22 protein-coding genes are annotated in these 20695 nt (G+C 69.8%); 7 read left to right on the top strand and 15 right to left on the bottom strand.

Features of this window, described 5'->3' with window-relative positions; genetic code table 11:
- Positions 1–19: 19 nt before the first annotated feature.
- Positions 20–1696 carry a CocE/NonD family hydrolase gene (locus tag BKA10_RS15775; RefSeq protein ID WP_183500839.1) on the bottom strand — a complete coding sequence of 559 codons (1677 nt, stop codon included), beginning with the start codon at positions 1694–1696 and terminating at the stop codon, positions 20–22.
- Positions 1697–1800: 104 nt separating this feature from the next.
- Here BKA10_RS15775 and BKA10_RS15770 point away from each other — a divergent pair, with 104 nt between their 5' ends.
- A complete protein-coding gene (locus BKA10_RS15770) occupies positions 1801–2445 on the top strand; it encodes a TetR family transcriptional regulator (RefSeq protein WP_183500838.1) in 645 nt (214 codons plus the stop codon).
- Positions 2446–2475: 30 nt separating this feature from the next.
- Positions 2476–3504, top strand: a complete 1029-nt coding sequence (locus BKA10_RS15765) for a zinc-dependent alcohol dehydrogenase family protein (RefSeq protein WP_183500837.1) — start codon at positions 2476–2478, stop codon at positions 3502–3504.
- A 45-nt stretch (positions 3505–3549) separates the two neighbouring features.
- Here BKA10_RS15765 and BKA10_RS15760 read toward each other — a convergent pair whose 3' ends face one another.
- The 10 genes from BKA10_RS15760 to BKA10_RS15715 form a co-directional block, all read right to left on the bottom strand.
- A complete protein-coding gene (locus BKA10_RS15760) occupies positions 3550–3948 on the bottom strand; it encodes an alpha/beta hydrolase fold domain-containing protein (RefSeq protein WP_183500836.1) in 399 nt (132 codons plus the stop codon).
- Positions 3924–4124 (bottom strand): hypothetical protein, encoded by a 201-nt coding sequence (locus tag BKA10_RS15755; protein ID WP_183500835.1) that lies wholly within the window; start codon positions 4122–4124, stop codon positions 3924–3926. The genes BKA10_RS15760 and BKA10_RS15755 overlap by 25 nt, the downstream gene beginning before the upstream one ends.
- On the bottom strand, positions 4117–5064 hold the full coding sequence (locus tag BKA10_RS15750) for a DUF4862 family protein (RefSeq protein ID WP_183500834.1): 948 nt from the start codon (positions 5062–5064) through the stop codon (positions 4117–4119). The genes BKA10_RS15755 and BKA10_RS15750 overlap by 8 nt, the downstream gene beginning before the upstream one ends.
- Positions 5064–5753 carry an N-acetylmannosamine-6-phosphate 2-epimerase gene (locus BKA10_RS15745; protein WP_183500833.1) on the bottom strand — a complete coding sequence of 230 codons (690 nt, stop codon included), beginning with the start codon at positions 5751–5753 and terminating at the stop codon, positions 5064–5066. The genes BKA10_RS15750 and BKA10_RS15745 overlap by 1 nt, the downstream gene beginning before the upstream one ends.
- Complete coding sequence (locus BKA10_RS15740) at positions 5750–6700, bottom strand: ROK family protein (protein ID WP_183500832.1); 951 nt, start codon at positions 6698–6700, stop codon at positions 5750–5752. Before BKA10_RS15740 ends, BKA10_RS15745 begins: the two co-directional genes overlap by 4 nt.
- Positions 6700–7647 carry a dihydrodipicolinate synthase family protein gene (locus BKA10_RS15735; RefSeq protein WP_183500831.1) on the bottom strand — a complete coding sequence of 316 codons (948 nt, stop codon included), beginning with the start codon at positions 7645–7647 and terminating at the stop codon, positions 6700–6702. Before BKA10_RS15735 ends, BKA10_RS15740 begins: the two co-directional genes overlap by 1 nt.
- Positions 7648–7670: 23 nt before the next feature.
- Entirely contained in the window at positions 7671–8477 is an 807-nt protein-coding gene (locus BKA10_RS15730) for an ABC transporter ATP-binding protein (protein ID WP_183500830.1), read from the bottom strand.
- Complete coding sequence (locus BKA10_RS15725) at positions 8474–10543, bottom strand: dipeptide/oligopeptide/nickel ABC transporter permease/ATP-binding protein (protein ID WP_183500829.1); 2070 nt, start codon at positions 10541–10543, stop codon at positions 8474–8476. The genes BKA10_RS15730 and BKA10_RS15725 overlap by 4 nt, the downstream gene beginning before the upstream one ends.
- A 3-nt stretch (positions 10544–10546) precedes the next feature.
- A complete protein-coding gene (locus BKA10_RS15720) occupies positions 10547–11503 on the bottom strand; it encodes an ABC transporter permease subunit (protein ID WP_183500828.1) in 957 nt (318 codons plus the stop codon).
- 77 nt (positions 11504–11580) lie between these two features.
- Positions 11581–13176 (bottom strand): ABC transporter substrate-binding protein, encoded by a 1596-nt coding sequence (locus BKA10_RS15715; protein WP_183500827.1) that lies wholly within the window; start codon positions 13174–13176, stop codon positions 11581–11583.
- A 156-nt stretch (positions 13177–13332) separates the two neighbouring features.
- On the opposite strand from BKA10_RS15715, the gene BKA10_RS15710 reads away from it, so the two are divergent.
- A complete protein-coding gene (locus tag BKA10_RS15710) occupies positions 13333–14046 on the top strand; it encodes a FadR/GntR family transcriptional regulator (RefSeq protein ID WP_241740019.1) in 714 nt (237 codons plus the stop codon).
- 14 nt (positions 14047–14060) lie between these two features.
- Here the strand turns inward: BKA10_RS15710 and BKA10_RS15705 are convergent, their stop codons facing one another.
- Together BKA10_RS15705 and BKA10_RS15700 are read right to left on the bottom strand one after the other, a co-directional pair.
- Complete coding sequence (locus BKA10_RS15705) at positions 14061–14357, bottom strand: transcriptional regulator (protein ID WP_183500826.1); 297 nt, start codon at positions 14355–14357, stop codon at positions 14061–14063.
- Positions 14350–15003, bottom strand: a complete 654-nt coding sequence (locus BKA10_RS15700) for a hypothetical protein (RefSeq protein WP_183500825.1) — start codon at positions 15001–15003, stop codon at positions 14350–14352. Before BKA10_RS15700 ends, BKA10_RS15705 begins: the two co-directional genes overlap by 8 nt.
- Before the next feature lie 77 nt (positions 15004–15080).
- Here BKA10_RS15700 and BKA10_RS15695 point away from each other — a divergent pair, with 77 nt between their 5' ends.
- Together BKA10_RS15695 and BKA10_RS15690 are read left to right on the top strand one after the other, a co-directional pair.
- Positions 15081–16004 carry an ABC transporter ATP-binding protein gene (locus tag BKA10_RS15695; protein ID WP_183500824.1) on the top strand — a complete coding sequence of 308 codons (924 nt, stop codon included), beginning with the start codon at positions 15081–15083 and terminating at the stop codon, positions 16002–16004.
- Positions 16001–16873 (top strand): ABC transporter permease, encoded by an 873-nt coding sequence (locus tag BKA10_RS15690; RefSeq protein ID WP_183500823.1) that lies wholly within the window; start codon positions 16001–16003, stop codon positions 16871–16873. Before BKA10_RS15695 ends, BKA10_RS15690 begins: the two co-directional genes overlap by 4 nt.
- Positions 16874–16948: 75 nt before the next feature.
- On the opposite strand, the gene BKA10_RS15685 is transcribed toward BKA10_RS15690, so the two are convergent.
- The gene (locus BKA10_RS15685; protein ID WP_248199164.1) at positions 16949–17338 is read right to left on the bottom strand and encodes an MmcQ/YjbR family DNA-binding protein; all 390 of its coding nucleotides are present in this window, start codon (positions 17336–17338) and stop codon (positions 16949–16951) included.
- A 35-nt stretch (positions 17339–17373) separates the two neighbouring features.
- A complete protein-coding gene (locus BKA10_RS15680; protein ID WP_183500821.1) occupies positions 17374–18408 on the bottom strand; it encodes an FUSC family protein in 1035 nt (344 codons plus the stop codon).
- Between the two features lie 115 nt (positions 18409–18523).
- Between BKA10_RS15680 and putP the strand changes: the two genes are divergently transcribed.
- Positions 18524–20050 carry a sodium/proline symporter PutP gene (gene putP / locus BKA10_RS15675; RefSeq protein WP_183500820.1) on the top strand — a complete coding sequence of 509 codons (1527 nt, stop codon included), beginning with the start codon at positions 18524–18526 and terminating at the stop codon, positions 20048–20050.
- A gap of 63 nt (positions 20051–20113) precedes the next feature.
- A complete protein-coding gene (locus tag BKA10_RS15670; RefSeq protein WP_183500819.1) occupies positions 20114–20689 on the top strand; it encodes a pyridoxamine 5'-phosphate oxidase family protein in 576 nt (191 codons plus the stop codon).
- Positions 20690–20695: the final 6 nt, after the last annotated feature.

Here is a 20695-nt window from a genome sequence, read left to right as displayed (position 1 = left end):
GAGGGGCAGTTCGGTGATGTCAGTGCACCCAGACCGGCAGCTCGATGCGGCTGCCCGTGTCGCCGCCGTGCGCGATCGTCTGCTGGGCGATGACCGTGGTCGCCGCTTCGAACGCCGGCTCGCCCGTTCCCGGGTTCCGGGCGTATCGGGGATGAGCTCCGGAGCTGATCTGGATCCCCACCCGGTGGCCGGGAGCGAACCGGTGGAACGTCGGCCACAGTGTCACGGCGACCTCCCTGAACCCGTCCCCATCCGGTTCGGGATCGGTTGCCCGCGTACCGACCGAGCCGATCCGGCGGATGCCGTCGCAGACCGTCATCGAGCGGCCGTCGGGATGGACATCGGTGATCCGGACGAACACGTCGAAGCTCGGTGCGGTCGAACGGACGCGGATGACCCCCACCGGTTCGCCCGCGACGTCGAGCGGCTGGTCGAGCGCCCCGGAGCGGAAGGTCAGCACGTCGCTGCGCTGCTCGTGCGCCGCATTGTCCATCGGGTCGGTGTCGGGGGTCAGGCTCGGACCGCCGACGGCAGGTGTGGCCTGATCGGGGTCATAGGTGTAGCCGGTCGTGCCGGCGGTCACCGGCTCGCGCGCGACCGCACCGTCGGCGCCGAGGTGGAACGGTGTCTGCTCGGAGCCTGCCGGCGGCCACATCTCGAGGTCGTGCCACTGCTCCAGGCCGGTCTGGTAGGCACGGACCGGTGCCGGCCGGTCCCAGGGCTCGTCGCGGAACGTGTGCTTGAGAAACGCGATGGTGTCGTTGTGCGCCGGGGCCGCCTTGCCGCGCGAGATGTGCCCCCAGGGGCCCACCGTCAGCACCGGCGGCCGGCCGGCCTCGACCAGCTGCGCGTAATTGCGCAGCTGCCAGGGCAGGAAGATGTCGTACCAGCCGGTCACCATCAGCACCGGCGCCGTGACATCGGGCACCGACGCGGTGTGCGACTGCTGCGTCCAGTACCGGTCGGAGAGGTCCTCGTGCTTCACCCAGTCCTGGTACCACCCGATCGCATGCCCGGTCGCCGCCGAGTCACCCTGACCCAGCGGCAGCACATCGAAGGCCTTCTTCAGCTTGGGGTCGGGCAGGAGCATGCCGAGCAGGACAGGTCCGCCCCGGCCCATCCGGTCCATCATCCGGCTCCAGCCGAGGGCGTTGCGCAGCGAGAACGCCCCGTTGTCCCACGTGATCGCGCCGAAGTCGGGCATCGTGATCTGCAGCACCATGGCTTCAGGCGCGTTCACGGCGTCTTCCTGCGCCATCTTGCCCGCGACCGCCCACTGGGTGTAGCCCATGTAGCTCTCACCGAAGGTCGCCAGGCGCCCCGTGAACCAGGGCTGGCGGCGCACCCACCGGTGCGTGGCGATGCCGTCGCGCTGCTCGTCGATCTGCGGGTGGAACACGCCGGGCGAGCCCCATGTGCCACGGGAGCTCTGGAACAGCACCGGGAACCCCTCGTACGCGAGTGCCCGGGCTGCGCCGCCCAGCATGCCGCTGCGACCATACGGGCCGCGGATCACGATCGTGGGCAGCGAGCCGTCCGCCCCGACGGGTCGATAGAGGTCTGCGAGCAGTTCGATCCCGTCATCCATCGGCACACGCAGATTGCGGTCCACCTCCACGTCGTAGGGGCCGAGAGCGACGCCCTTTCGCACACGTCGGTCGATCATCTTCGTGAAGCGCTGGCGCAGCGTGGACATTCCGCCTCCTTGCGGTGGTACCGGGTTCGGGTGATCCCTGCACACACCGTACACGAAACGGAATCATGCGCTCCGCTTTCTCCGAACGGACATAGAGTGGCGGAGTGAGCGATCCCACTCCGCGAGTGCTGCGCAAGGATGCCGCACGCAACCGCGACGATGTGCTCGCGGCGGCGGAGCGGGTGTTCGCCCGCGAGGGCCTCGGTGCTTCGGTCGAGACCATCGCGCGGGAATCGGGCGTGGGCGTGGGTACCGTCTACCGCCGGTTCGGATCGAAGGCCGGCCTCGTCGACGCCCTGTTCACCGACCGGGTGTCCGAGATGGCCGACGCGATCCGCGAGTGCGCGGCGGTGGGCTCCGGGCGGGACGCGCTGCACCGCGTCCTGCGCGTGTACGTCGATTTCCAGTCCCACAACCGCGCCGTGCGAGAGCTGCTGCTCATCGACATCGAGCACGGGGCCGAGCACCTTCGCGCCGAGATCGAGCCACTGCTCAGCGCGATCATCGATCGGGCCAAGGCCGAGCAGGCGGTACGCGCCGATTTCACCGCCACCGACATCCCGCTGCTCACCCACGCGATCGCCGATATCGCCACACGGATGCCGGGGATCGGGGCCGAGCTCGCTCGGCGGCATCTGGAACTGCTCATCAAGGGCCTCGCGCCCACGCCGGACGATGTGCCGGTGCCCGCACCCCTCCCCGATGCGCGGTTCGGCGAGTGGCTCCGCGCCATGGGAGGCGCCCGCTGATCCGGCGCTCGCACCCCTCATACTGGACGGATGCGTGCTGTCGTCTACGACGCCGTCGGCGAGCTGCCGCGGGTCCGGGAAGTCCCGGCGCCGCTGTGCCCGCCCGACGGCGCGGTGATCCGGGTCGAGGCGACGGGCGTCTGCCGATCGGACTGGCACGCCTGGCGCGGGCACGACCCGGTGGCGCTCCCGCACATCCCCGGTCATGAGTTCGCCGGCACGGTCGCCGAGGTCGGCGCACAGGTCAGCGACTGGGTGGCCGGCGCCCGTGTGACGGCACCGTTCGTCAACGGCTGCGGCACCTGTGGGTTCTGCGCCCGCGGCGACGCGCAGGTCTGCCCGGACCAGACCCAGCCCGGGTTCACCCATGCCGGGTCGTTCGCGGAGTACGTCGTCGTGCACGCCGCGGATCTGAACCTCGTGAATCTGCCCGACTCCGTCGATTCCACCACGGCTGCGGCGCTGGGATGCCGCTTCGCGACCGCCTTCCGCGCCGTCACCGTGCACGGCGACGTGCACCACGGCGACGAGGTCGCCGTATTCGGGTGCGGCGGGGTGGGCCTGTCGGCGATCACGATCGCCGTCGCGCTCGGCGCACGTGTGACCGCGGTCGACCTGTCCGAAGCCGCCCTCGACCGGGCCCGCGAACTGGGTGCGGCCGATGTGATCTCGGCGGCCGATCCCGTCGACGCCGTCATCCGGGCGACCGGCGGCGGCGCACATGTCACGATCGACGCCCTGGGGTCACCCGCGACAGCCGACGCGGCCGTCCGCAGCCTCCGCCGACGCGGTCGCCACGTGCAGGTGGGACTCATGCTGGGAGATGCGGCCACGGCATCCCTCCCCTGGGACCGGGTGATCGCGTGGGAGCTCTCGGTGACCGGCTCGCACGGGATGGCGGCGCAGGACTACCCGGCGATGATGGCCATGATCGAGAGCGGACAGCTCGCCCCCGAGCGGCTCATCGGCGCCGTGACCGACCTGCAGGGCGCCGCCGACGCGCTCGTGGCGATGGGTGCCGCCACCGCAGCAGCGGGCATCACCGTCGCCCGGCCGTAGCCCCGACCACCCGGGGCCTCGGGCCCTGTCTGCAGTGGTACGGAACTACAGGTCGCCGGCCAGCCAGCGCCGCATCCACTCCCGGCGCGCGCGGTGCGCCTCGGCAGAGACGATCGGCGTCTCATCGACGCAGTCGGACGCGTGGAAGCCTCCCGACCACACGTGCAGCTCTGCCCGGCATCCCTTCGCCCACAGCGACGACGCGAAGGACACGATCGCGTCGCGGAAGAGCTCGGCGGAGCCGGCGTCGAGATACGTGGGCGGCAGGCCCGCCAGGTCGCTGCGCTCGCCGGGAGGCAGGTCGTCCGTCGGTCCCAATGCGGACATCCAGCCGGTGTCGTTGCTCTGCGCACTCCAGGAGTGGTCTCGCGCGAACTGTCGCATCGACGGCGCGTCGGCGCGTGAGAGCATCGGGCAGATCAGGAGCTGGCCGCCCAGGCGCACGTCCCGGTCGCGGCAGGCGAGTGCCGCTGCGGCCGCGTCGTGCCGCGTGTGGCCGCGACCGCCCGGTACGCGCCGATGTCCGCCCGGGTGCGCAGATCGGTCGGCAGCGCGGCGCCGAGCATCGTGTGGGCGGCGCGCAGCGACGGCGCGATCGGAACGGCGGTGTCCTCACGCATCGGTGCGCTCGGCCACCCGCCGTACGGCGCTGAGGTTGGCGGCTACGGTGGCCGCGACCTGGGCCGCCGTACGATCTGCCGGCGCCCTGCTCACTTTGATCCCGAGCCAGTCCGCCCCGGCCGCTTCCCGAAGGGCAGCCGCGATGTGCGCATCGTCGAGCAGCGACTGCGCGCTCGGATCGGCTGCGGCCACCGGCAGGTGACGGTCCTCCCACGCGGCCCCGTAGGTCGTGTCGGCGGGGGACGCGCCCGAGAACGTGAGGCCGGTCAGCAGCCCGCTCGCCGACGCCTGCGCGATCTGCGCGGTCACCGCATCGGCATCCCTCAGTTCGATCGCGCTGCGGCCCCAGTTGACCCACACCCCCACCGACGCACCGACGGCGTCGATCGCCGCGAGCTCGTCGCCGATACTCAGGAACCCCTTCTCGAACGCCTGTCCCGGCACGACGGCGTCGCAGTGCTCGATCACCAGACGCGCGCCCTGCCAGTCCCACCCCGTCAGCTCGTCGAGCGATCTCGCCAGGGCCGCAGCACAGCCCGTGCCCTGCGGCGCGGTGTGCAGCGGCACGATGTCGACGTGCGCGGGGCTCTCGCCGTGCAGGCGATGGATGCCGGCGGCAAGCGCCCGCAGATCGTCCAGCGCGGCTCGCCGCCCATCCTCGTCGCCGGACGCGATCCCGTAGCCGCTCGTGCGCGCGCACTGCTGCATGGCCCACGGCAGTGCGGTCAGCGCCAGCCGGGCTCCGGCCGGGACGTGCGTCAGGAACCACTCGGTGTCGTGCGGGTGCAGCGCGTTGAGCCAGGGGACCTCGAGTCCGGCGACGCCGGGCAGCGCGCACAGCGCGTCCAGCAGTTCGTGCTCGAGAGCGGGATCCCAGTCCGTGTGCGCGGGCGAGGCCGCGTACGCGCTGATCAGGACGGGCGCAAGCGCCGTCGCCATCAGGACGTCTCGGTGATCGCCTCGACGAACCATGAGGTGATCGTCGTCGGATGCGTGATCGCGGTGCCCACGCACACCGCGAACGCCCCGGCGCGCCGTGCGGCGGCGGCGTCGGCCGGTGAGTGGATCCGCCCCTCGGCCATGAGCGGGCGCCGGCAGTGCTCGCGGATCTGCCCGATCAGCTCGATGTCGGGTCCGATCGTCTTGGGTCGCTCGCCCGAATACCCCGACAGCGTCGTGCCGAGGATGTCGGCGCCGGCGGCTTCGGCGGCGACGGCGTCGTCGAGTGAACCGCAGTCGGCCATCACGAGCACGTCATGGCTCTGGCGCAGCTGCGCGATCGTCTCGGCGAGCGAGAGACCATCCGGACGAGCGCGCCGGGTGCCGTCGATCGCGACGATGTCGGCACCGGCATCGGCCACCGCTCTCGCGTGCAGGAGAGTGGGCGTGATGAACACGTCCGAATCGCCGTCCTTCCACAGTCCGATGACCGGGACGTCGAGGTCGCTGACCGCGCGGATGTCGTCGAGTCCCTGCACCCGGATGGCCGCCGCGCCGCCCGCCACGGCCGCGCGGGCGATCTGCGCCATGGTCCGGGGATCGCGCATGGGTTCGCCCGGGTACGCCTGACACGAGACGACCAGTCCGGCATCGAGCCGGCTGAGCGCCTCGTCGAGTGTGAGTGTCATGATGCTCCTCCGATTCGTTCCCACGCCGACGCCGCCGCTCCGCGCAGCGGCGCCTGGCCGCCGAGCTGCCCGGCCACGAGCGGGACATCCTGCAGCACGTCGATCACCTCTGCCCGGTAGGCGGCGCGCATCGGGTTCCACCACGTCGCGCCGATGTCCGGGACCCCGCCGGTGACGACCACGCGCTCGGGGTCGAGCAGGGTGACGGCGCTCGCGATCGCGCACCCGACCGCGGCGGCGGAGTCGGCCAGAGCGCGCCGCGCGACGGGGTCGCCGTCGGCGGCTCTGACGACCAGCTGCCGGGCATCGGCGACGGTGTCATCGCCCCCGAGGGCGAGGTAGTGGCGGTGCATGCCGACGCCCGAGCCGATGGCTTCGAGGTGGCCGTCCCGCCCGCACGGGCAGCGCAGCCCCTCGGCGCCCGGTACGGGAACGTGAGCCAGCTCTCCGGCGACGTGGCGGTACCCGCGCAGCGGGTGACCGTCGAGGATGATGCCTGCGCCGATCCCTGTGCCGACCGCCACGATGAGCGCGCTTCGGGCGCCCGCCGCAGCCCCGAAGCGGGCTTCGCCCAGCGCGTGGGCGTCGACGTCGTTCTGCACGAGCACGACGGCGTCCGCCGGCAGTCGCGCGGCCAGCGCCGTCCGAAGCCGCGTTGCCAGCGGAGTTCCCGTCCATCCGGCGATCGTGTCGGTCGACGAGATGATCGACCCGGTCGTCGTGTCGACCACCCCGGCCGTTCCGACGCCGACGCCGCAGACGGCGACATCGCCGGCGGCGTCGATGAGTCCTTCAGCCATCCGGGCGATCGCCGCGACGATCGCGTCGGGGCCGTCCCCTGCGGGTGTCGGCGCGACGACGGTGTCGAGCACGCGCGCGGCACGATCGGTCAGCGCCACCGCCGTCTTGGTTCCGCCGATGTCGACGGCGACGACGACCTCGTGCATCAGGACGCGACGGGCATCAGGTCGAGCGCGGAGAGGATCTCGTTGATCCGCTCGAGCGCATCGTCGTCAAGCGTTTCGACGGTCGATGCCATCGTCGCGGTCGTGATCAGACCCCGCGCCTTCATGGCAGCCTTGAACGCGCCGACGCCGGTGGCGTCGCCCGACAGGCCGCGCGGCTGGAACACGATCTCGAAGATGCTGTTGATGCGCTCCTGCTCCGCGCGCGCCGCGGTCCAGTCGCCTCGCGTCACGGCATCCCACAGCCGCACATAGCCGGCCGCCTCGACGTTGGCCAGGCCCGGGACGACCCCATCGGCGCCGGCCAGTGCCATCGCATCGACGACGACCTCGTGTCCGGTCAGCAGCTGCAGCGGGTGGCCGGCGGCGTTGTTCGCGGCGATGAGGCGGCGGAATCCGACATCGTCACCGGACGAGTCCTTGACACCGTGGATGGTGCCGTCGGCCGCGAGCTGCATGAGCAGGTCGAGGCCGAGCTTGGTGTGCACGCGAACCGGGACGTCGTATGCCCACAGCGGCACATCGATGCCCGCGGCGATCGCGCGGAAGTGCGCGCCGACCTCGGTGGCCGAGTTCAGCGTGTACAGCGGCGCGGTGGTGACGATCGCGTCGACGCCGGTGGCGCTGAGCTTGCGGCCGAGTTCGGCGATGCGCGTCGAGGTGAGCTCGATCGCGCCGGCGATCACCGGCACGCGGCCGCCGGCAGCGGCCACGATGGTGCGGGCGATCGCCACCCGCTGGTCATCGGTGAAGTACGCGGTCTCGCCGGTGGAGCCCAGGGCGAACAGTCCGTGGACGCCCGACTCGATGAGGTGATCGACGAGGCGCTCGAGCGAGGCGTGATCGACGGTGCCGTCGAGGTTCAGCGGGGTGGCGACGGGGGGAACGACGCCGGTGAATCGGGCGACGGCGGAGGAGGTGTGCGACATGGGTGCTTCCAGTTCTGTGGCGTTCAGGAGAGAGGGTGGGCGCCCAGCAGCGACGGAGCGGCGCCGAGCAGGGAACGGGTGTACGGGTCGGCCGGGTTCTCGAAGATCTCGGCGGCGTCGCCGTACTCGACGACCCGCCCCTTGTTCATGACGGCGATCTCATCGGAGAGGTAGCGGACGGTCTGGATGTCGTGCGAGATGAAGACCATTCCCAGTCCGAGCTCGTTCTTGAGGTCGGTGAGGAGATTCAGGATCTGCGCGCGCACCGAGACATCCAGTGCGGAGGTCGGCTCGTCGGCGACGATCACCTGCGGATCCAGCGCCAGCGCCCGGGCGATCGCCACCCGCTGACGCTGCCCGCCGGACAGCTGGCTGGGCAGCGCGTCGAGCGCGGACTTCGGCAGACCGACGAGTCCGATCAGCTCGCGCACGCGCCGGTCGCGTTCGGCGGGAGAGCCGATGCGGTGCACCTGCATCGGGTCCAGCAGCGCGTCGCGGATCGTCATGCGTGCGTTGAGGGCGGTGGCCGGGTCTTGGAAGACGACCGACAGGATGCGGCCCAGACGCCGTCGCACGCTGCGGGTGAAGGTGGTCACCGGTTCGCCGGCGAACACCACCCGACCGCTCGTGGGCTGTTCGAGCCCGACGAGCACCTTCGCCGCGGTCGACTTGCCCGACCCCGACTCCCCCACGATGCCGAGCGTCTGCCCGCGGGTCACCGTGAACGAGACGCCCGCCAGCGCGTCGACGTAGCTCTTCTGGAACAGGCCCGACGTGCGCGTCTTGAAACGGACGTGGACGTCCTGCAGCTCGATGATCGGCTCGGTCATCGTGCGCCTCCGATCGGTGAGACGGGCGCATCGTCGGGGTGCGCGGAGTAGAAGTGCTCGGTGCCCTCGATCCGGCGCCGCACCGGGGTGATTCCGCGGTTGCGGGCCGGGTTCGACGAGCGCGGTGCGAACCGGTCGCCCTTCGGGAAGTCCCGGGGCGACGGCACCGTGCCGCGCACCTGGTGCAGACGGTCGGAGCCGGACTCGATCGACAGCACCGCGCCCAGGAGCCCTCGCGTGTATTCGTGCACGGGCTGGGTGAGCAGTTCGCGCGTCGTGCCCTGCTCGACCACCTGGCCCGCGTACATCACCGTGATCCGGTGGGCGAGCTCGGCGACGAGGGCCAGGTCGTGCGAGACGAACAGCATCGCGAAGCCGAGCTCCTCGCGCAGCGAGTTGAGCAGGTCGACGACCTGTGCCTGCACCGTCACGTCGAGCGCCGTGGTGGGCTCATCGGCGATGACGAGGCGCGGGTTGCGTGTCAGCGCCATGGCGATGAGCACGCGCTGACGCTGGCCACCCGACAGCTCGTGCGGGTAGGACGCGAGCGTGCGCTTCGGATCGAGACCGACGAGGGTCAGCAGATCTTCGGCGGTGCGCGTACCGCCGCGTGTGGTGAGCTGCTTCATCTGCGAGCGGATCAGCATCGCCGGGTTCAGCGAGCTCAGCGCGTCCTGATAGATCATCGCGATGTCGTGCCCCAGCAGCCGGTTGCGCTCCTTGGCGGGCATCGTCAGCAGGTTCACCCCGTCGAAGAGGATCTCGCCGGTGATGTTCGCCCGGGGGTCGAGCAGGCCCATGATCGCGAGCGACGTGATCGACTTTCCACAGCCGGACTCACCGACCAGCGCCATCGTCTCGTCGGGCCGCACCGTGAAGCTCACGTGGTCGACGACGTTGACGTCGCCGTGCCGCGGGAACGAGATCGACAGATCCCGGACCTCGAGCAGAGGCGCCGCATCGGAGGTGTAGACGAGCCGGTCGATGCGATCGAGCTCGATCTCGCGGAGCTCGGCCAGGCGCTCTTCGAGCGGAACCACCGGGGTCGTCGCTGCGAGCGTCGGGGTGGTCACGGTCACGATCGGCGTATCGATGCCGTCGAATGCGCGGCCGTCGGCCGCCTCGGCGGCGGAGATGTCGTCACCGGCAGGCGCCTGCGCCGCCTCGAGTACGGTGGTCGACTCCTCGGTCGAGACCGCTTCGGCCGACAGCTTGCGTGCACGCGGGGCGACCATGGCATCCGTCATCCCCTCGGAGAGGATGTTCAGGCACAGCACGGTGATCATGATCAGCAGGCCGGGGAAGAAGGTCGCCCACCAGGCGCCGCTCATGAGCAGGTTGCGGCCGGCGGCGATCACGTTGCCCCACGAGGGCTCGGGGTCGGGGACGCCCGCCTGCAGGAACGACAGCGAGGCCTCGAAGACGATCGCGTCGGCGACGAGGACCGTGGCGAACACGAGCACCGGGGCCATCGTGTTGCGGGCGACGTGCGTGATCACGATCCGCGGGGTCGAGGCTCCCATGACCCGCACGGCCGACACATAGTCCTCGCCGTACTGGTCGAGGATGTTGGCGCGGACGATGCGTGTGAGCTGGGGGACGTAGAGGAACGCGATCGTGAAGATCAGCACCGGCAGCGACTTACCGAACACCGCGACGAACACGGCGGCCAGGGCGATGCCGGGGAACGACATGACCACGTCCATGACGCGCATGAGCGTCTCTGCGATCCACTTCGGCGCGGTCGCCGCGATCGCTCCGAGCACGGCGGCGACGATGAGCGCGCAGAAGGTCGCGCCCAGGCCGATGGTCAGCGAGTAGCGGCCGCCGTACACGAGCCGCGAGAAGATGTCGCGGCCCTGCCGGTCGGTGCCGAACCAGTGCTCGGGGCTCGGCGGCTGGACGGGCGGGCCGGAGGCGAGCGGGTCGTATGGGGCCACCAGCGGGGCGAAGATCGCGGCCAGGGCGATGATCGCGACGATCACCAGGCAGACGATCGATCCGGCCGACAGGCCGCCCAGCCGCAGGCCCGGAGTGGACAGTCGTTCAGTCAGTTTGCGTCGCATTTCTCACACCGCCCGGATTCGGGGATTGATCAGCACGTACAGGAGATCGACGATGACGTTGATCACGACGAAGGCCAGTGCCACGGCCAGCGTGACGCCCTGCACGAGGTTGGGCTCGTTGTTGGTCACGCCGTTGAGGATGAGCGTGCCCATGCCGGGAATCGCGAAGATGACCTCGATCACGACGGCGCCGCCGAGCAGGTACCCGACGCGCAGGCCGAGGACGGTGACGGGGGTGATCAGGGCGTTGCGCAGCACGTTGCGGCCGACGACGATCGTGCGGGAGATGCCGGCGCCGAGCGCGGTGCGGACGTAGTCGCGGTCGAGCTCTTCGACCATGGAGGTCCGCACCACGCGCGAGAGCTGTCCGATGACGGGAACGGCCAGGGCCACCGCGGGCAATGTCATGCGGGCCAGCCATCCGCCGGGGTCTTCGGCGAAGGGCGGCAAGGGGCCGGATGCCGGAAGCATGCCGAGCTGCAGGGTGAAGAGCTGGATGAGCAGGATCGCGAGCCAGAACGACGGGGTCGACAGCGACGCCACGCCCAGGATGCGGATGGCCTGGTCGGGCCACCGGTCGCGGTAGACCGCGGCGACGACGCCGAGGATGAAGGCGACGACCACGGCGATCAGCAGACCGAGGAAGGTCAGCGAGATGGTGATCGGGAACGCGCGGGCCACTTCGTCGCCCACCGGGAGGCTGCGTGCCGAGTAGGTTCCGAGATCGCCGTGCAGCAGTCCGACGAGGAAGTTGATGTACCTCACGAACAGTGGATCGTTGAGGCCGTTCGCGTCGCGGTAGGCCTCGAGGGCTGCCGGCGATGCCGTCTCGCCGAGGGCCGTGCGCGCCGGATCCACCGGGGAGAACGACATCACGAAGAAGACGAGGAACGTGATGCCGAGGATCATCAGCGGCAGCTGCAGAAGGCGTCTGCCGATGAGGCGGAGCGTGTTGGACACGTGCCGCTCCTTCCTGGGGCGTGGAGAGAGGGGATGCGGAGGGTGCGCCCGGGGGGAGCGCACCCTCCGCAGGGGGATCAGCCGGCGGCGACGCCGACGTCGAGGAACGACAGCCCGGTGGTGGGGACCGGCGCGAAGTCCACCAGCGCCTGATCGTTCCAGGCGGTGGGGAGCTTGCGGTGGAACAGCGGGTACAGCACGGCCTCATCGGCGATCAGGTCGAACGCCTGGTTCCAGGTCTGCTGCTGCGCGTCGCCTTCTTCCTGGACGGCGGCGTCGAGCAGAGTGCGCAGCTGCGCGTACTCGTCGGTGTCCGACCAGTTGGTGCGGGTGTTCGTCCACACGTTGTCGCCATACCACCAGTTCATCAGCAGGTCGGGGTCGCTGCCGAAGACCGACGGGTCTCCGGGGGCGACCATGACGGTGTAGTCGCCCGAGTCGACCTTGGCGTACGCGGCGGCGGACTGGCTGACCTCGAGGGTCACATCCACGCCGATCGCGTCCAGCGACTCCTTGATCAGCGGCGCGACTTCCTTCACCCAGCCGGTGTCGGTGGTCAGCAGCGTGATCGACAGGTCCGAGACGCCGGCGTCGCTGAGCAGCGACTCCGCCTTGTCGGGGTCGTACGTGTAGACCGTGGATGCCTCGTTGTAGTTCGGGTAGCTCTCCGGCAGGAACGAGGACGCGGCGGTGGCGTTGCCGAGCATGCCGGTCTCGATGATCTTGTCCATGTCGAGGGCGTAGAAGAACGCCTGGCGCACGCGCACGTCGTCGAACGGCGCGGCGTCGGTGTTGAACATCATGAACAGCAGCCCGAACGACTGGACGCTGTCGACATCGACGGTGGACGCGAGCGTGTCGACGTCGATGTACGGGACGTCCTCCATCGCCTGGATCGTGCCCGAGGACATGGCCGTGACGCGTGCGGCCGAGTCGGCGAGCAGGTTCCAGTTCATGCCGGCGGCCTTCGCGGGACGCGGACCGTTGTAGTCCTCGTACGCCTCGAAGACGACCTTGTCCTCCGGGACCGCCGAGACGAGGGCGTACGGACCGGAACCCACCGGGTGGGCACCGAAGTCCTCGGCGTCTGCCTCGACCACTGCCTTCGGGACGATCTTGACGATCCCGAGCCGGTCGTTGAGCAGCGAGTACGGGAACTTCGTGGTGATCTCGACGGTGTCCTCGTCGACGGCGGTGACCGTGTCGATGAAGTTGATGTAGGTCGTGAACAGCGACTCGCTGGCCGGATCGAGGACGCGCTCGTAGCTGTAGACGACGTCCTCCGCGGTGACCGGGTCGCCGTTGTGGAACGTCGCGCCCTCGCGGATGTCGATGTCGTAGGTGGTCTCGTCGACCTGGGTGGGCAGGTCGGCGGCGAGCGCCGCGTACGGCTCCTTCGTGACGGGGTCGAGGTCGACGAGCCCTTCGAAGATGTGCCAGTTCGCCGCGACGGTGACCGCACCCGAGGCGATCATCGGGTCGAAGCTGCCGCTGAGCGCGTACGAGATTCCCGCTTCGATCGTCCCGGCGGGATCGATGTCGGCGGGGGATCCGTCCGAGGGGGCGGGCGATGCCGCGCCACCGCAGCCTGCCAGCACGACGGCGGCGGCAACGGTGCCCGCCACGGCGGCTGCGATACGACCCGCCCGACGGTGGGTGGGGATTCGATTCATGAGTACTCCTGGAATGTGATGGACACCCTATTGAGGATAGACACCTTGTACGACATCTGATGTCTGACGTAATATAAACACGAGACCCCGGTTCCCCACAACCGGTGAAATGAACTTGTAACCTTCGGACAGGCCTGAAGCTGGATGGAGCCCTTGATGTCATTGCCCGATACGCGCGGGGCGCGGATGCGCCGATCGACCACGGCGGACCAGATCAAAGAGCTGATCCTCACGCGCGATCTCAAGCCCGGGGATCCCCTGCCCACCGAGGCCGAGCTGTGCGAGACGCTCGATGTCTCGCGGTCATCGGTCCGAGAGGCGATCCGCACCCTGTCGACACTCGACATCGTCAACGTGCGCCACGGGCACGGCACCTACGTCGGCGCGATGTCGCTGGATCCGATGGTGCAGGCGCTCGTGTTCCGTGGGGTCCTCTCCCCCGACGGTTCGCTCGAAGCCCTGCGTGAAGTGGTCGAGGTGCGCCTCGCACTCGATCTCGCGATGGCCGAGCGCGTCGTCGAGGGCGCGCAGACCGTCGACGAGTCGGAGCTGCGCGGGCTCGTGGCCGAGATGGTCGACAAGGCCGAGCGCGGCGAGATGTTCCTCGAGGCCGACCGCTCCTTCCACACCCAGCTGTTCGGTGTGATCGGCAACCACCTCGCCCAGCAGCTGGTGGGTGCCTTCTGGGACGTCCACACGGCGGTCATCCCGCAGCTTGGGCTGGCCATTCCCGCCGACATCCACGACACGGCCCGAGCGCACGGCGACATGCTCGATGCGGCGCTGAACGGTGACGTCGACGCCTACCGGCGGGCCGTCGTCGAGCACTATCGCCCGATCCAGCGATCACTGTCCGCGGTCACGCGCTGACGACATCCGCCCGCTCAGCTGGTCTCTTCGAGCAGCGCCCGAAGGTTCTTCTTGTACCGCCGAAAGGCGTGCCGGCCGTCGTCGGTCAGGGCGATGTAGGTGACCGGAGCGCGGCCTTCGATCACCTTGCGCACCCGGATGTAGTCGCTGTCCTCGAGTTTGCGCAGGTGCGTGGCGAGGTTGCCGGACGTGGCGCCGAGCAGCGCCTGCAGCCGAGGGAAGGACAGCGAATCGCCCGCGCCCAGGGTGTCGAGGATCGTCACGATGCGCAATCGCGCCTGCACGTGGATGACGGGGTCGAGCTCATCCATCGGTGCTCCGTGTGATCGGGCCGGAGGTGAGTTGCGGGCGCACCGACTGGACGACGGCGACCACGAGGAAGCCGATGCCGCCGGCCGCCCCGGCGAGGAGGTTGTGCGGCGGGGGCAGCGCGATCGACACGAGTCCGACGATGAAGGTCCAGCAGCCGAAAACGAGCTGCGAGCGCTCGTTCCACATGGCCGCGCCGGCGAGGAACAGGATGCCCACGATCAGGCACGGCACGGCCACCCAGTACGAGAGCATGGTCAGGGCCGGCACTCCCGCGGCGGTCAGGCGCCAGCCGAGCAGTCCCATCAGCGTGAACGCCACGGGAAAGATGTTGCCGTAGATCGCGCCCTGCACGACCGAAGGGCCGCGCGAGCCCGAGCCGCGTCTCGCGGAGTGGACGGCCGAGAACACGATGGCCGCCACCAGTGCCACCCCGCCGATCGCCGCCCCGACGGCGAACGGGATGAGCGGGTTGTCGACGGGGAAGAAGGCGGCGTAGAACGCCAGAAAGCCGACGGCCCACGCGATCCCCCACGTCGCGTACAACAACGTCGCGTTCGGGGTGAGCGCGCGCTGCGCCCGCTGCTGGTCGTCGTCGATCGCCCGCAGGATCGATGACGGGTCTCTGTCCTGCTCGTCGGCGCCCATGGCAATCCACCCTTCTGCTCTTTCTTTCTATCACAGGGGACTTTCCAGCAGCGTGTACTTTGTGTTAGAAAGTGCGTATGAGCTCCCCCGGGTTGATCGACGTACGAGAAGTCGGCAAGACGTATCGCGGCGGCGTCCGTGCGCTCGACGGGGTGACCCTGAGCGTCGCCGCGGGCGAGGTGTACGGGCTCGTCGGCCCGAACGGCGCGGGGAAGACCACGCTGCTGCGCATGATGACCGGGCTGGTCGCGACGACGAGCGGCCGTGTCCGCGTCGGCGATGGGCGAGTGGATGCCGGTGTCGGGTCGCTCATTGAATCGCCGGCCTTCTATCCCTCGATGTCGGGACGGCAGAACCTGACGCTGCTGTGCACGTACTGGTCCCTGCCGGCACGCGCCGCGGAACGGGCGCTCGGGCAGGTCGGGCTGAGCGTGCGCGATGGCCGGCGTCCCTATCGCCAGTACTCACTCGGCATGAAGCAGCGCCTCGGCATCGCTGCCGCGCTGCTGGGCGAGCCGCGCATCGTCGTGCTCGACGAGCCGACCAACGGGCTCGACCCGGAATCGATCGCGAGCGTGCGCGACACCGTGCGGGGGCTCCGCGACCGCGGATGCGCGGTCGTGCTGTCGAGTCATCTGCTCGGCGAGGTGGAGCAGGTCGCCGACCGCGTCGGCATCCTGGTGTCGGGCCACCTCATCGCCGAGGGCACGGTGGACGAGCTCGGCCGCCGGGTCCGGGCGCACCGCGGCGTCGACGTGGAAGTCGACGACGCCGACGCGGCTCTCACGGCCGGCCGGCAGCACGGCCTGGCCGCGACCGCGCTGGCTGGCGGTCGCGTGCGATTCGACCTGGACGACGCCACCCAGCCGTGGGAGGTCAACGCGATGCTCGTCGCGGCGGGGGTGCATGTGAACGCCCTGGCCGAGGTCGGCGACTCGCTCGAGGAGACATTCTTCGGCCTGATCTCCGAATCCACTCCGCTCGAGAGGAGCCGGTCATGAGCACTCTGACGGCCGTGTCACCGCCGCGACCCGCCTACGCCAGTGCGCTCCGCGGCGCGTTCGCGCTGTCCCGCCGCCGCGTCGTGGTGTGGGTGTCACTGGGGGTGTGGGTGTTCTGCATCGCCGTGTTCGCGTACCTGGTCAGCTACCTCTCCACGGCGGGCGCGGAGTGGTACACGCCTGAGCAGCAGCGCACGGTCGTCGACGCGATGCTTCCCGCCGGCACGTCGTTCTACGCGCTGGCCTCCCTGCCCCTCTACGGGGCGCCGCAGTTCGCGATCCTCGGCGCGATCCTCGGATCTTCGGATCACTCGCGCGGCACGATCCGCACGCTCGTCTCGCGCTTCCCGCGCCGCACGTCGTTCATCGGCGCCCGGCTCACCAATCTCGCGATCGTCGGCGTCCTCGTCGCGATCGTCACTTTGCTCTCGAGCGTGCTGTGCAGTCTGGGCATCGCCGCCGTCGCCGGGCGCAGCAGCCCGTTTCCGCCGCTGCCCGACCTGGCCACCACGGCGGCCGCCATCTGGCTGGTGGCGGCCACGTTCCTGTTCATCGGGTTCGCCGTCGGCACGCTCACCCGCAGCGTGATCGCGGCGGCGGCGATCTCGGTGGGCTGGGTGCTCGGCATCGAGTCCCTGCTGGTCGGCATGCTCGCACCGGTCGTGTCGGCACTGGCGTCCATCCAGGGCGTGCTCCCCGTCGGGGCGACCTCGTCGCTGGCTGCCGGATTCGTCCCGGCCGGTCAGCAGACGGTGCCGGCGCTGACCGCAGCGACGTCGCCCGGTGTCGCCGTCGTGGTGCTGCTGGTCTGGACCACGATCGCCGGCGCCACGAGCTTCGCCCTGCTGCGCCGCCGCGATCTGACCTGACACCGGTGATGGATACCGGGACCGCGCGATCGACGGCTCAGCCACCGGCATCACCCGGGGTGCTCGGCCTCGGCCTCAGCCGGCCACGCCGTCGAGCCGGTTGCGCAGGTGCTTCGGCGCTTGCACGCGCCACGCCTCGGTGACCAGTTCGGCGAGATGGTCTTCGTCGATGCCGGCCATGCGGAACGCGACCTTCGGCTCGCCCCACCTCGTCGTGGTGCGCAGAAACACGTCCGGCATCATCTCGACCAGGGCGAGCGCATCCACCCGGTCGGCGACCTTCACCCCGACCACGAGCTCGGCCCCGATGATCGCGCGGATGTCCTCAGGAATGCTCGGCCACGGGTGGCACTCCCACGCGTAGACCTTGCGTCGCACGACCCAGGCGGCGCCGCCCGTCATCGCGCGCTCTTCGCTGCCCGGCAGTTCCGCCGCAATCCGGCGCAGATCGTCGAGTGTGGCCACAGGCCGAGCGTAGGCGCCACCGCCGACACCCGCGCTCACACCGGCGCGATCAGCTCGTCGTGGATCCGGCGCAGATCCTCGAGCAGCGACCCGATGAGGATCCAGTGAGTGGATGCCGGGGGTTTCACCTGCAGCGGTGCCGTGAGCGCCGGGATCTCGGAGGTCTCATCGCCGACGTCGGCGGCGCGGCCGAGCTGCGCGGCCAGCCGCACATCGTGCGCGGCTCGGCGCAGCTGCTCGGCGATGGCACGGACGGTGGGCTCGCTGCTCAGCCCGTCGTCGTAGTGGTCGGAGTACGCCCGCGTCATCCCGATCACCTGCGTGACGACGGGCGTCAGCCTCTCCAGCAGCGCGCGCAGGTCGCGCAGCTCGTCGCGATGCGCGGACCGGCGCGGATTGAGCGTCAGGGACTCATCACCGGCCGCGAGGGAGGCATCCGCGGCATCCTTCATCGGGCGCAGCAGGCGCGCTTCGACCATCAGGCCGTGCAGCTGCTCGCGTGAAGACGTCGCCGGCAGTGCCGCGGCGAGCCGATCCAGGCTGGCGGCGAGCTCGCGCGCCAGCAGACCCACGTCGCGGCGCGCCGGAGCGACGAGCACCGGCGGGACGATGAGCACGTTGACGATGATCCCGATGACCGCGCCGATGAGCGTCTCCACGATCCGGTCGACCGCGTACTGCGGGCTGGACGAGCCGAGGGCGAGCACCAGCATCGCCGAGATCGCGACCTGGTTCCCCGTGCCCGGAGAAGCGCGGAAGGCCCACGCCACGAGCATCGCCACCACGATCGCCAGCAGCACGACCCAGCTCTGCTGACCGAGGAGCAGGCTCAGCAGCATGGCGATGACCACGCCGACGATGACCCCGACGCTGCGCTCCAGCGCCTTGGCCAGAGACTGGTTCACGCTCGGCTGCACGACCAGCAGCGCGGCGATGGCGGCGAAGACCGGCAGCGGTCCGGGCACCAGCCATCCGGCGAGGAGCCAGGCGCCGATGGTCGCCACCGCAGACTTGACGACCTGCAGGAACGGTGCGCGTTTCGCGCTTCGAACCACCGCCGTCATGCGCATGAACCCACGGTAGACCGGATCGGCGCTCCGGCTGCGCAGCGTGCGCGTCAGGGGAGGGGTGGTCGCGCCGCCGCACGCCTGGCAAGATGAGGGGCCAGCACACGGAAGGACGATGATGTCCGATCAGATCTTCACCTGGCTCGCACTCGGGCTGTACTTCGCTGCAATGCTCCTCATCGGGTACTTGGCCTTCCGCCGGACGACCGACCACGAGGATTACATGCTCGGCGGGCGGAATCTTCCACCCTGGGTGGCGGCGCTGAGCGCCGGAGCTTCCGACATGTCGGGCTGGCTGGTGATGGGGCTGCCCGGCGCCATCTACGTCGCCGGCCTCATCGAAGCGTGGATCGCCGTCGGACTCACCATCGGCGCGTACCTCAACTGGCTGCTGGTCGCACCGCGGCTGCGTGCCTACACCGAGGTCTCGCGGAACTCGATCACGGTGCCGAGCTTCTTCGAGAACCGGCTGCGCGACTCGTCACGGCTGCTCCGCGTCCTCGCGGGCGCCGTGATCCTGGTCTTCTTCACGCTCTACATCTCGTCGGGCATGGTCGCCGGCGGCGTGTTCTTCGAGAGTTCGTTCAACTCCGAGTACCTCTGGGGCATGGCGCTCGTCGCGGGAGTGACGCTGCTGTACACCCTGTTCGGCGGATTCCTGGGGGCATCGTTCACCGATGTCGTGCAGGGGCTCATGATGGTGATCGCGCTCATCGTCGTGCCGGTGGCCGCGGTGATCGCCATCGGCGGCTTCGGCGAGATGGGCGCCGCGATCGACGAGCTCGCCCCGAACCACCTCTCGCTGACAGGCGGTGCGGCGCTGACCGGCGGCACGCTGCTCGCGATCATCTCGGCGCTCGCCTGGGGCCTGGGCTACTTCGGCCAGCCGCACATCATCGTGCGGTTCATGGCGCTGCGCAGCCCTCGAGAGGCGAAGACGGCTCGCCGCATCGGCATGACCTGGATGATCGTCTCCCTGATCGGCGCGGTCTTCTCCGGCCTGGTCGGCATCGCCTACATGGCACAGCAGGGCATCGACCTCGGCAACCCCGAGACGGTCGTGCTGGTGATGTCGCAGACATTGCTGCACCCGTTCGTGGCGGGCCTCGTCCTTGCCGCGGTGCTCGCCGCCATCATGAGCACGATCTCCAGCCAGCTGATCGTGTGCTCCTCGGCACTGGTCGAAGATCTCTACAAGGTCATGAAGAAGACGCCGCCCGAGGGCAAGCACATGGTGATGCTCGGCCGGCTCTGCGTGCTCGGCGTGGGAATCGTCGCGGCACTCCTCGCGATCACGCCCAACGACACGATCCTGGGCCTCGTGTCCTTCGCATGGGCGGGCTTCGGCGCGGCCTTCGGTCCGCTGATCCTGCTCAGCCTGTTCTGGACGAAGCTCACGAACTGGGGAGCGCTGGCCGGCATGTTCGTCGGCGCTGCCGGCGTCTTCATCTGGGACGCCGTCTGGCCCGAGATGTACGAACTGCTGCCCGCCTTCATCGGCGCGCTGATCGTCGCGGTCGTCGTGAGCCTGCTCACCTACCGTGCCGGGTCTGAGCGCCAATCCGAGATCCTGCAGGAGTTCAGCGACACCGGCACACTGCTGACGGTCAACGGCGTCGGTCGTGCTCCGCGGCAGGTGCCGTGACCGCGTCCGCCCGGGCCCTTGAATCCAGCGCCCCTCGGGGAGAGGATCGAGAGGAGGCCACCGATGATGACCGATGCAGAATCACCACACCTCCCCGGCGGCGACGAAGACAGTTCGCGCTTCAGCCTGGGTGAGGATGAGTGCTGGGCCCTGATCGAAGCGGCCGGACTCGGACGTCTCGCCGTCATCAGATCGGACGGGCACCCCGACATCTTCCCCGTGAACCACCATGTCCACGAGGGGAGCATCCTGATTCGCAGCGCGCGCGGGTCGAAGCTCGACATCATCGCCGAGAACCCGCGCGTCGCGTTCGAGGTGGACGGCGAGGACGACGCGTCGCGGTGGAGCGTCGTGGTGCGGGGAACCGCGGCGCAGGTGACGAGCGAGATGGAGCTGCAGCGCATCGGGATCAGTCAGCTGGCCTCGCGGACTCCGACCTGGAAGCCGTTCGTGGTGCGGATCGCCGCCGACGCCGTCAGCGGACGACGGTTCGACGTCAGTATCGAGACGGCCGGACCGGTCTATGCCGTGCCCGCGACAGGAGCGATCGACATCTCCCGCTCGAGGTCGCGAGCCGACCGCCCGTCACCGATCCCCCACTTCAGCCCGTCGCGCCCCAACGACGGCGGCACTGCGTGACCCGCG

It is taken from the genome of Microbacterium invictum, from assembly GCF_014197265.1.
GTDB classification, from domain to species: Bacteria; Actinomycetota; Actinomycetes; order Actinomycetales; family Microbacteriaceae; genus Microbacterium; species Microbacterium invictum.
Note: the sequence above shows the minus strand (reverse complement) of the source record. Positions and strands in the feature narration are given on the sequence as shown.

What these genes read in the sequence shown, in the direction of transcription:
- BKA10_RS15750 (WP_183500834.1), bottom strand. Translation starts at nt 5,064, where the DNA reads ATGGCGACGGCGCTTGCGCCCGTCCTGATCAGCGCGTACGCGGCCTCG.
- BKA10_RS15775 (WP_183500839.1), bottom strand. Translation starts at nt 1,696, where the DNA reads ATGTCCACGCTGCGCCAGCGCTTCACGAAGATGATCGACCGACGTGTG.
- BKA10_RS15670 (WP_183500819.1), top strand. Translation starts at nt 20,114, where the DNA reads ATGATGACCGATGCAGAATCACCACACCTCCCCGGCGGCGACGAAGAC.
- BKA10_RS15755 (WP_183500835.1), bottom strand. Translation starts at nt 4,124, where the DNA reads ATGCGTGAGGACACCGCCGTTCCGATCGCGCCGTCGCTGCGCGCCGCC.
- BKA10_RS15765 (WP_183500837.1), top strand. Translation starts at nt 2,476, where the DNA reads ATGCGTGCTGTCGTCTACGACGCCGTCGGCGAGCTGCCGCGGGTCCGG.
- BKA10_RS15705 (WP_183500826.1), bottom strand. Translation starts at nt 14,357, where the DNA reads ATGGATGAGCTCGACCCCGTCATCCACGTGCAGGCGCGATTGCGCATC.
- putP (WP_183500820.1), top strand. Translation starts at nt 18,524, where the DNA reads ATGTCCGATCAGATCTTCACCTGGCTCGCACTCGGGCTGTACTTCGCT.
- BKA10_RS15735 (WP_183500831.1), bottom strand. Translation starts at nt 7,647, where the DNA reads ATGTCGCACACCTCCTCCGCCGTCGCCCGATTCACCGGCGTCGTTCCC.
- BKA10_RS15710 (WP_241740019.1), top strand. Translation starts at nt 13,333, where the DNA reads ATGTCATTGCCCGATACGCGCGGGGCGCGGATGCGCCGATCGACCACG.
- BKA10_RS15745 (WP_183500833.1), bottom strand. Translation starts at nt 5,753, where the DNA reads ATGACACTCACACTCGACGAGGCGCTCAGCCGGCTCGATGCCGGACTG.
- BKA10_RS15690 (WP_183500823.1), top strand. Translation starts at nt 16,001, where the DNA reads ATGAGCACTCTGACGGCCGTGTCACCGCCGCGACCCGCCTACGCCAGT.
- BKA10_RS15695 (WP_183500824.1), top strand. Translation starts at nt 15,081, where the DNA reads ATGAGCTCCCCCGGGTTGATCGACGTACGAGAAGTCGGCAAGACGTAT.
- BKA10_RS15680 (WP_183500821.1), bottom strand. Translation starts at nt 18,408, where the DNA reads ATGCGCATGACGGCGGTGGTTCGAAGCGCGAAACGCGCACCGTTCCTG.
- BKA10_RS15740 (WP_183500832.1), bottom strand. Translation starts at nt 6,700, where the DNA reads ATGCACGAGGTCGTCGTCGCCGTCGACATCGGCGGAACCAAGACGGCG.
- BKA10_RS15700 (WP_183500825.1), bottom strand. Translation starts at nt 15,003, where the DNA reads ATGGGCGCCGACGAGCAGGACAGAGACCCGTCATCGATCCTGCGGGCG.
- BKA10_RS15730 (WP_183500830.1), bottom strand. Translation starts at nt 8,477, where the DNA reads ATGACCGAGCCGATCATCGAGCTGCAGGACGTCCACGTCCGTTTCAAG.
- BKA10_RS15725 (WP_183500829.1), bottom strand. Translation starts at nt 10,543, where the DNA reads ATGCGACGCAAACTGACTGAACGACTGTCCACTCCGGGCCTGCGGCTG.
- BKA10_RS15715 (WP_183500827.1), bottom strand. Translation starts at nt 13,176, where the DNA reads ATGAATCGAATCCCCACCCACCGTCGGGCGGGTCGTATCGCAGCCGCC.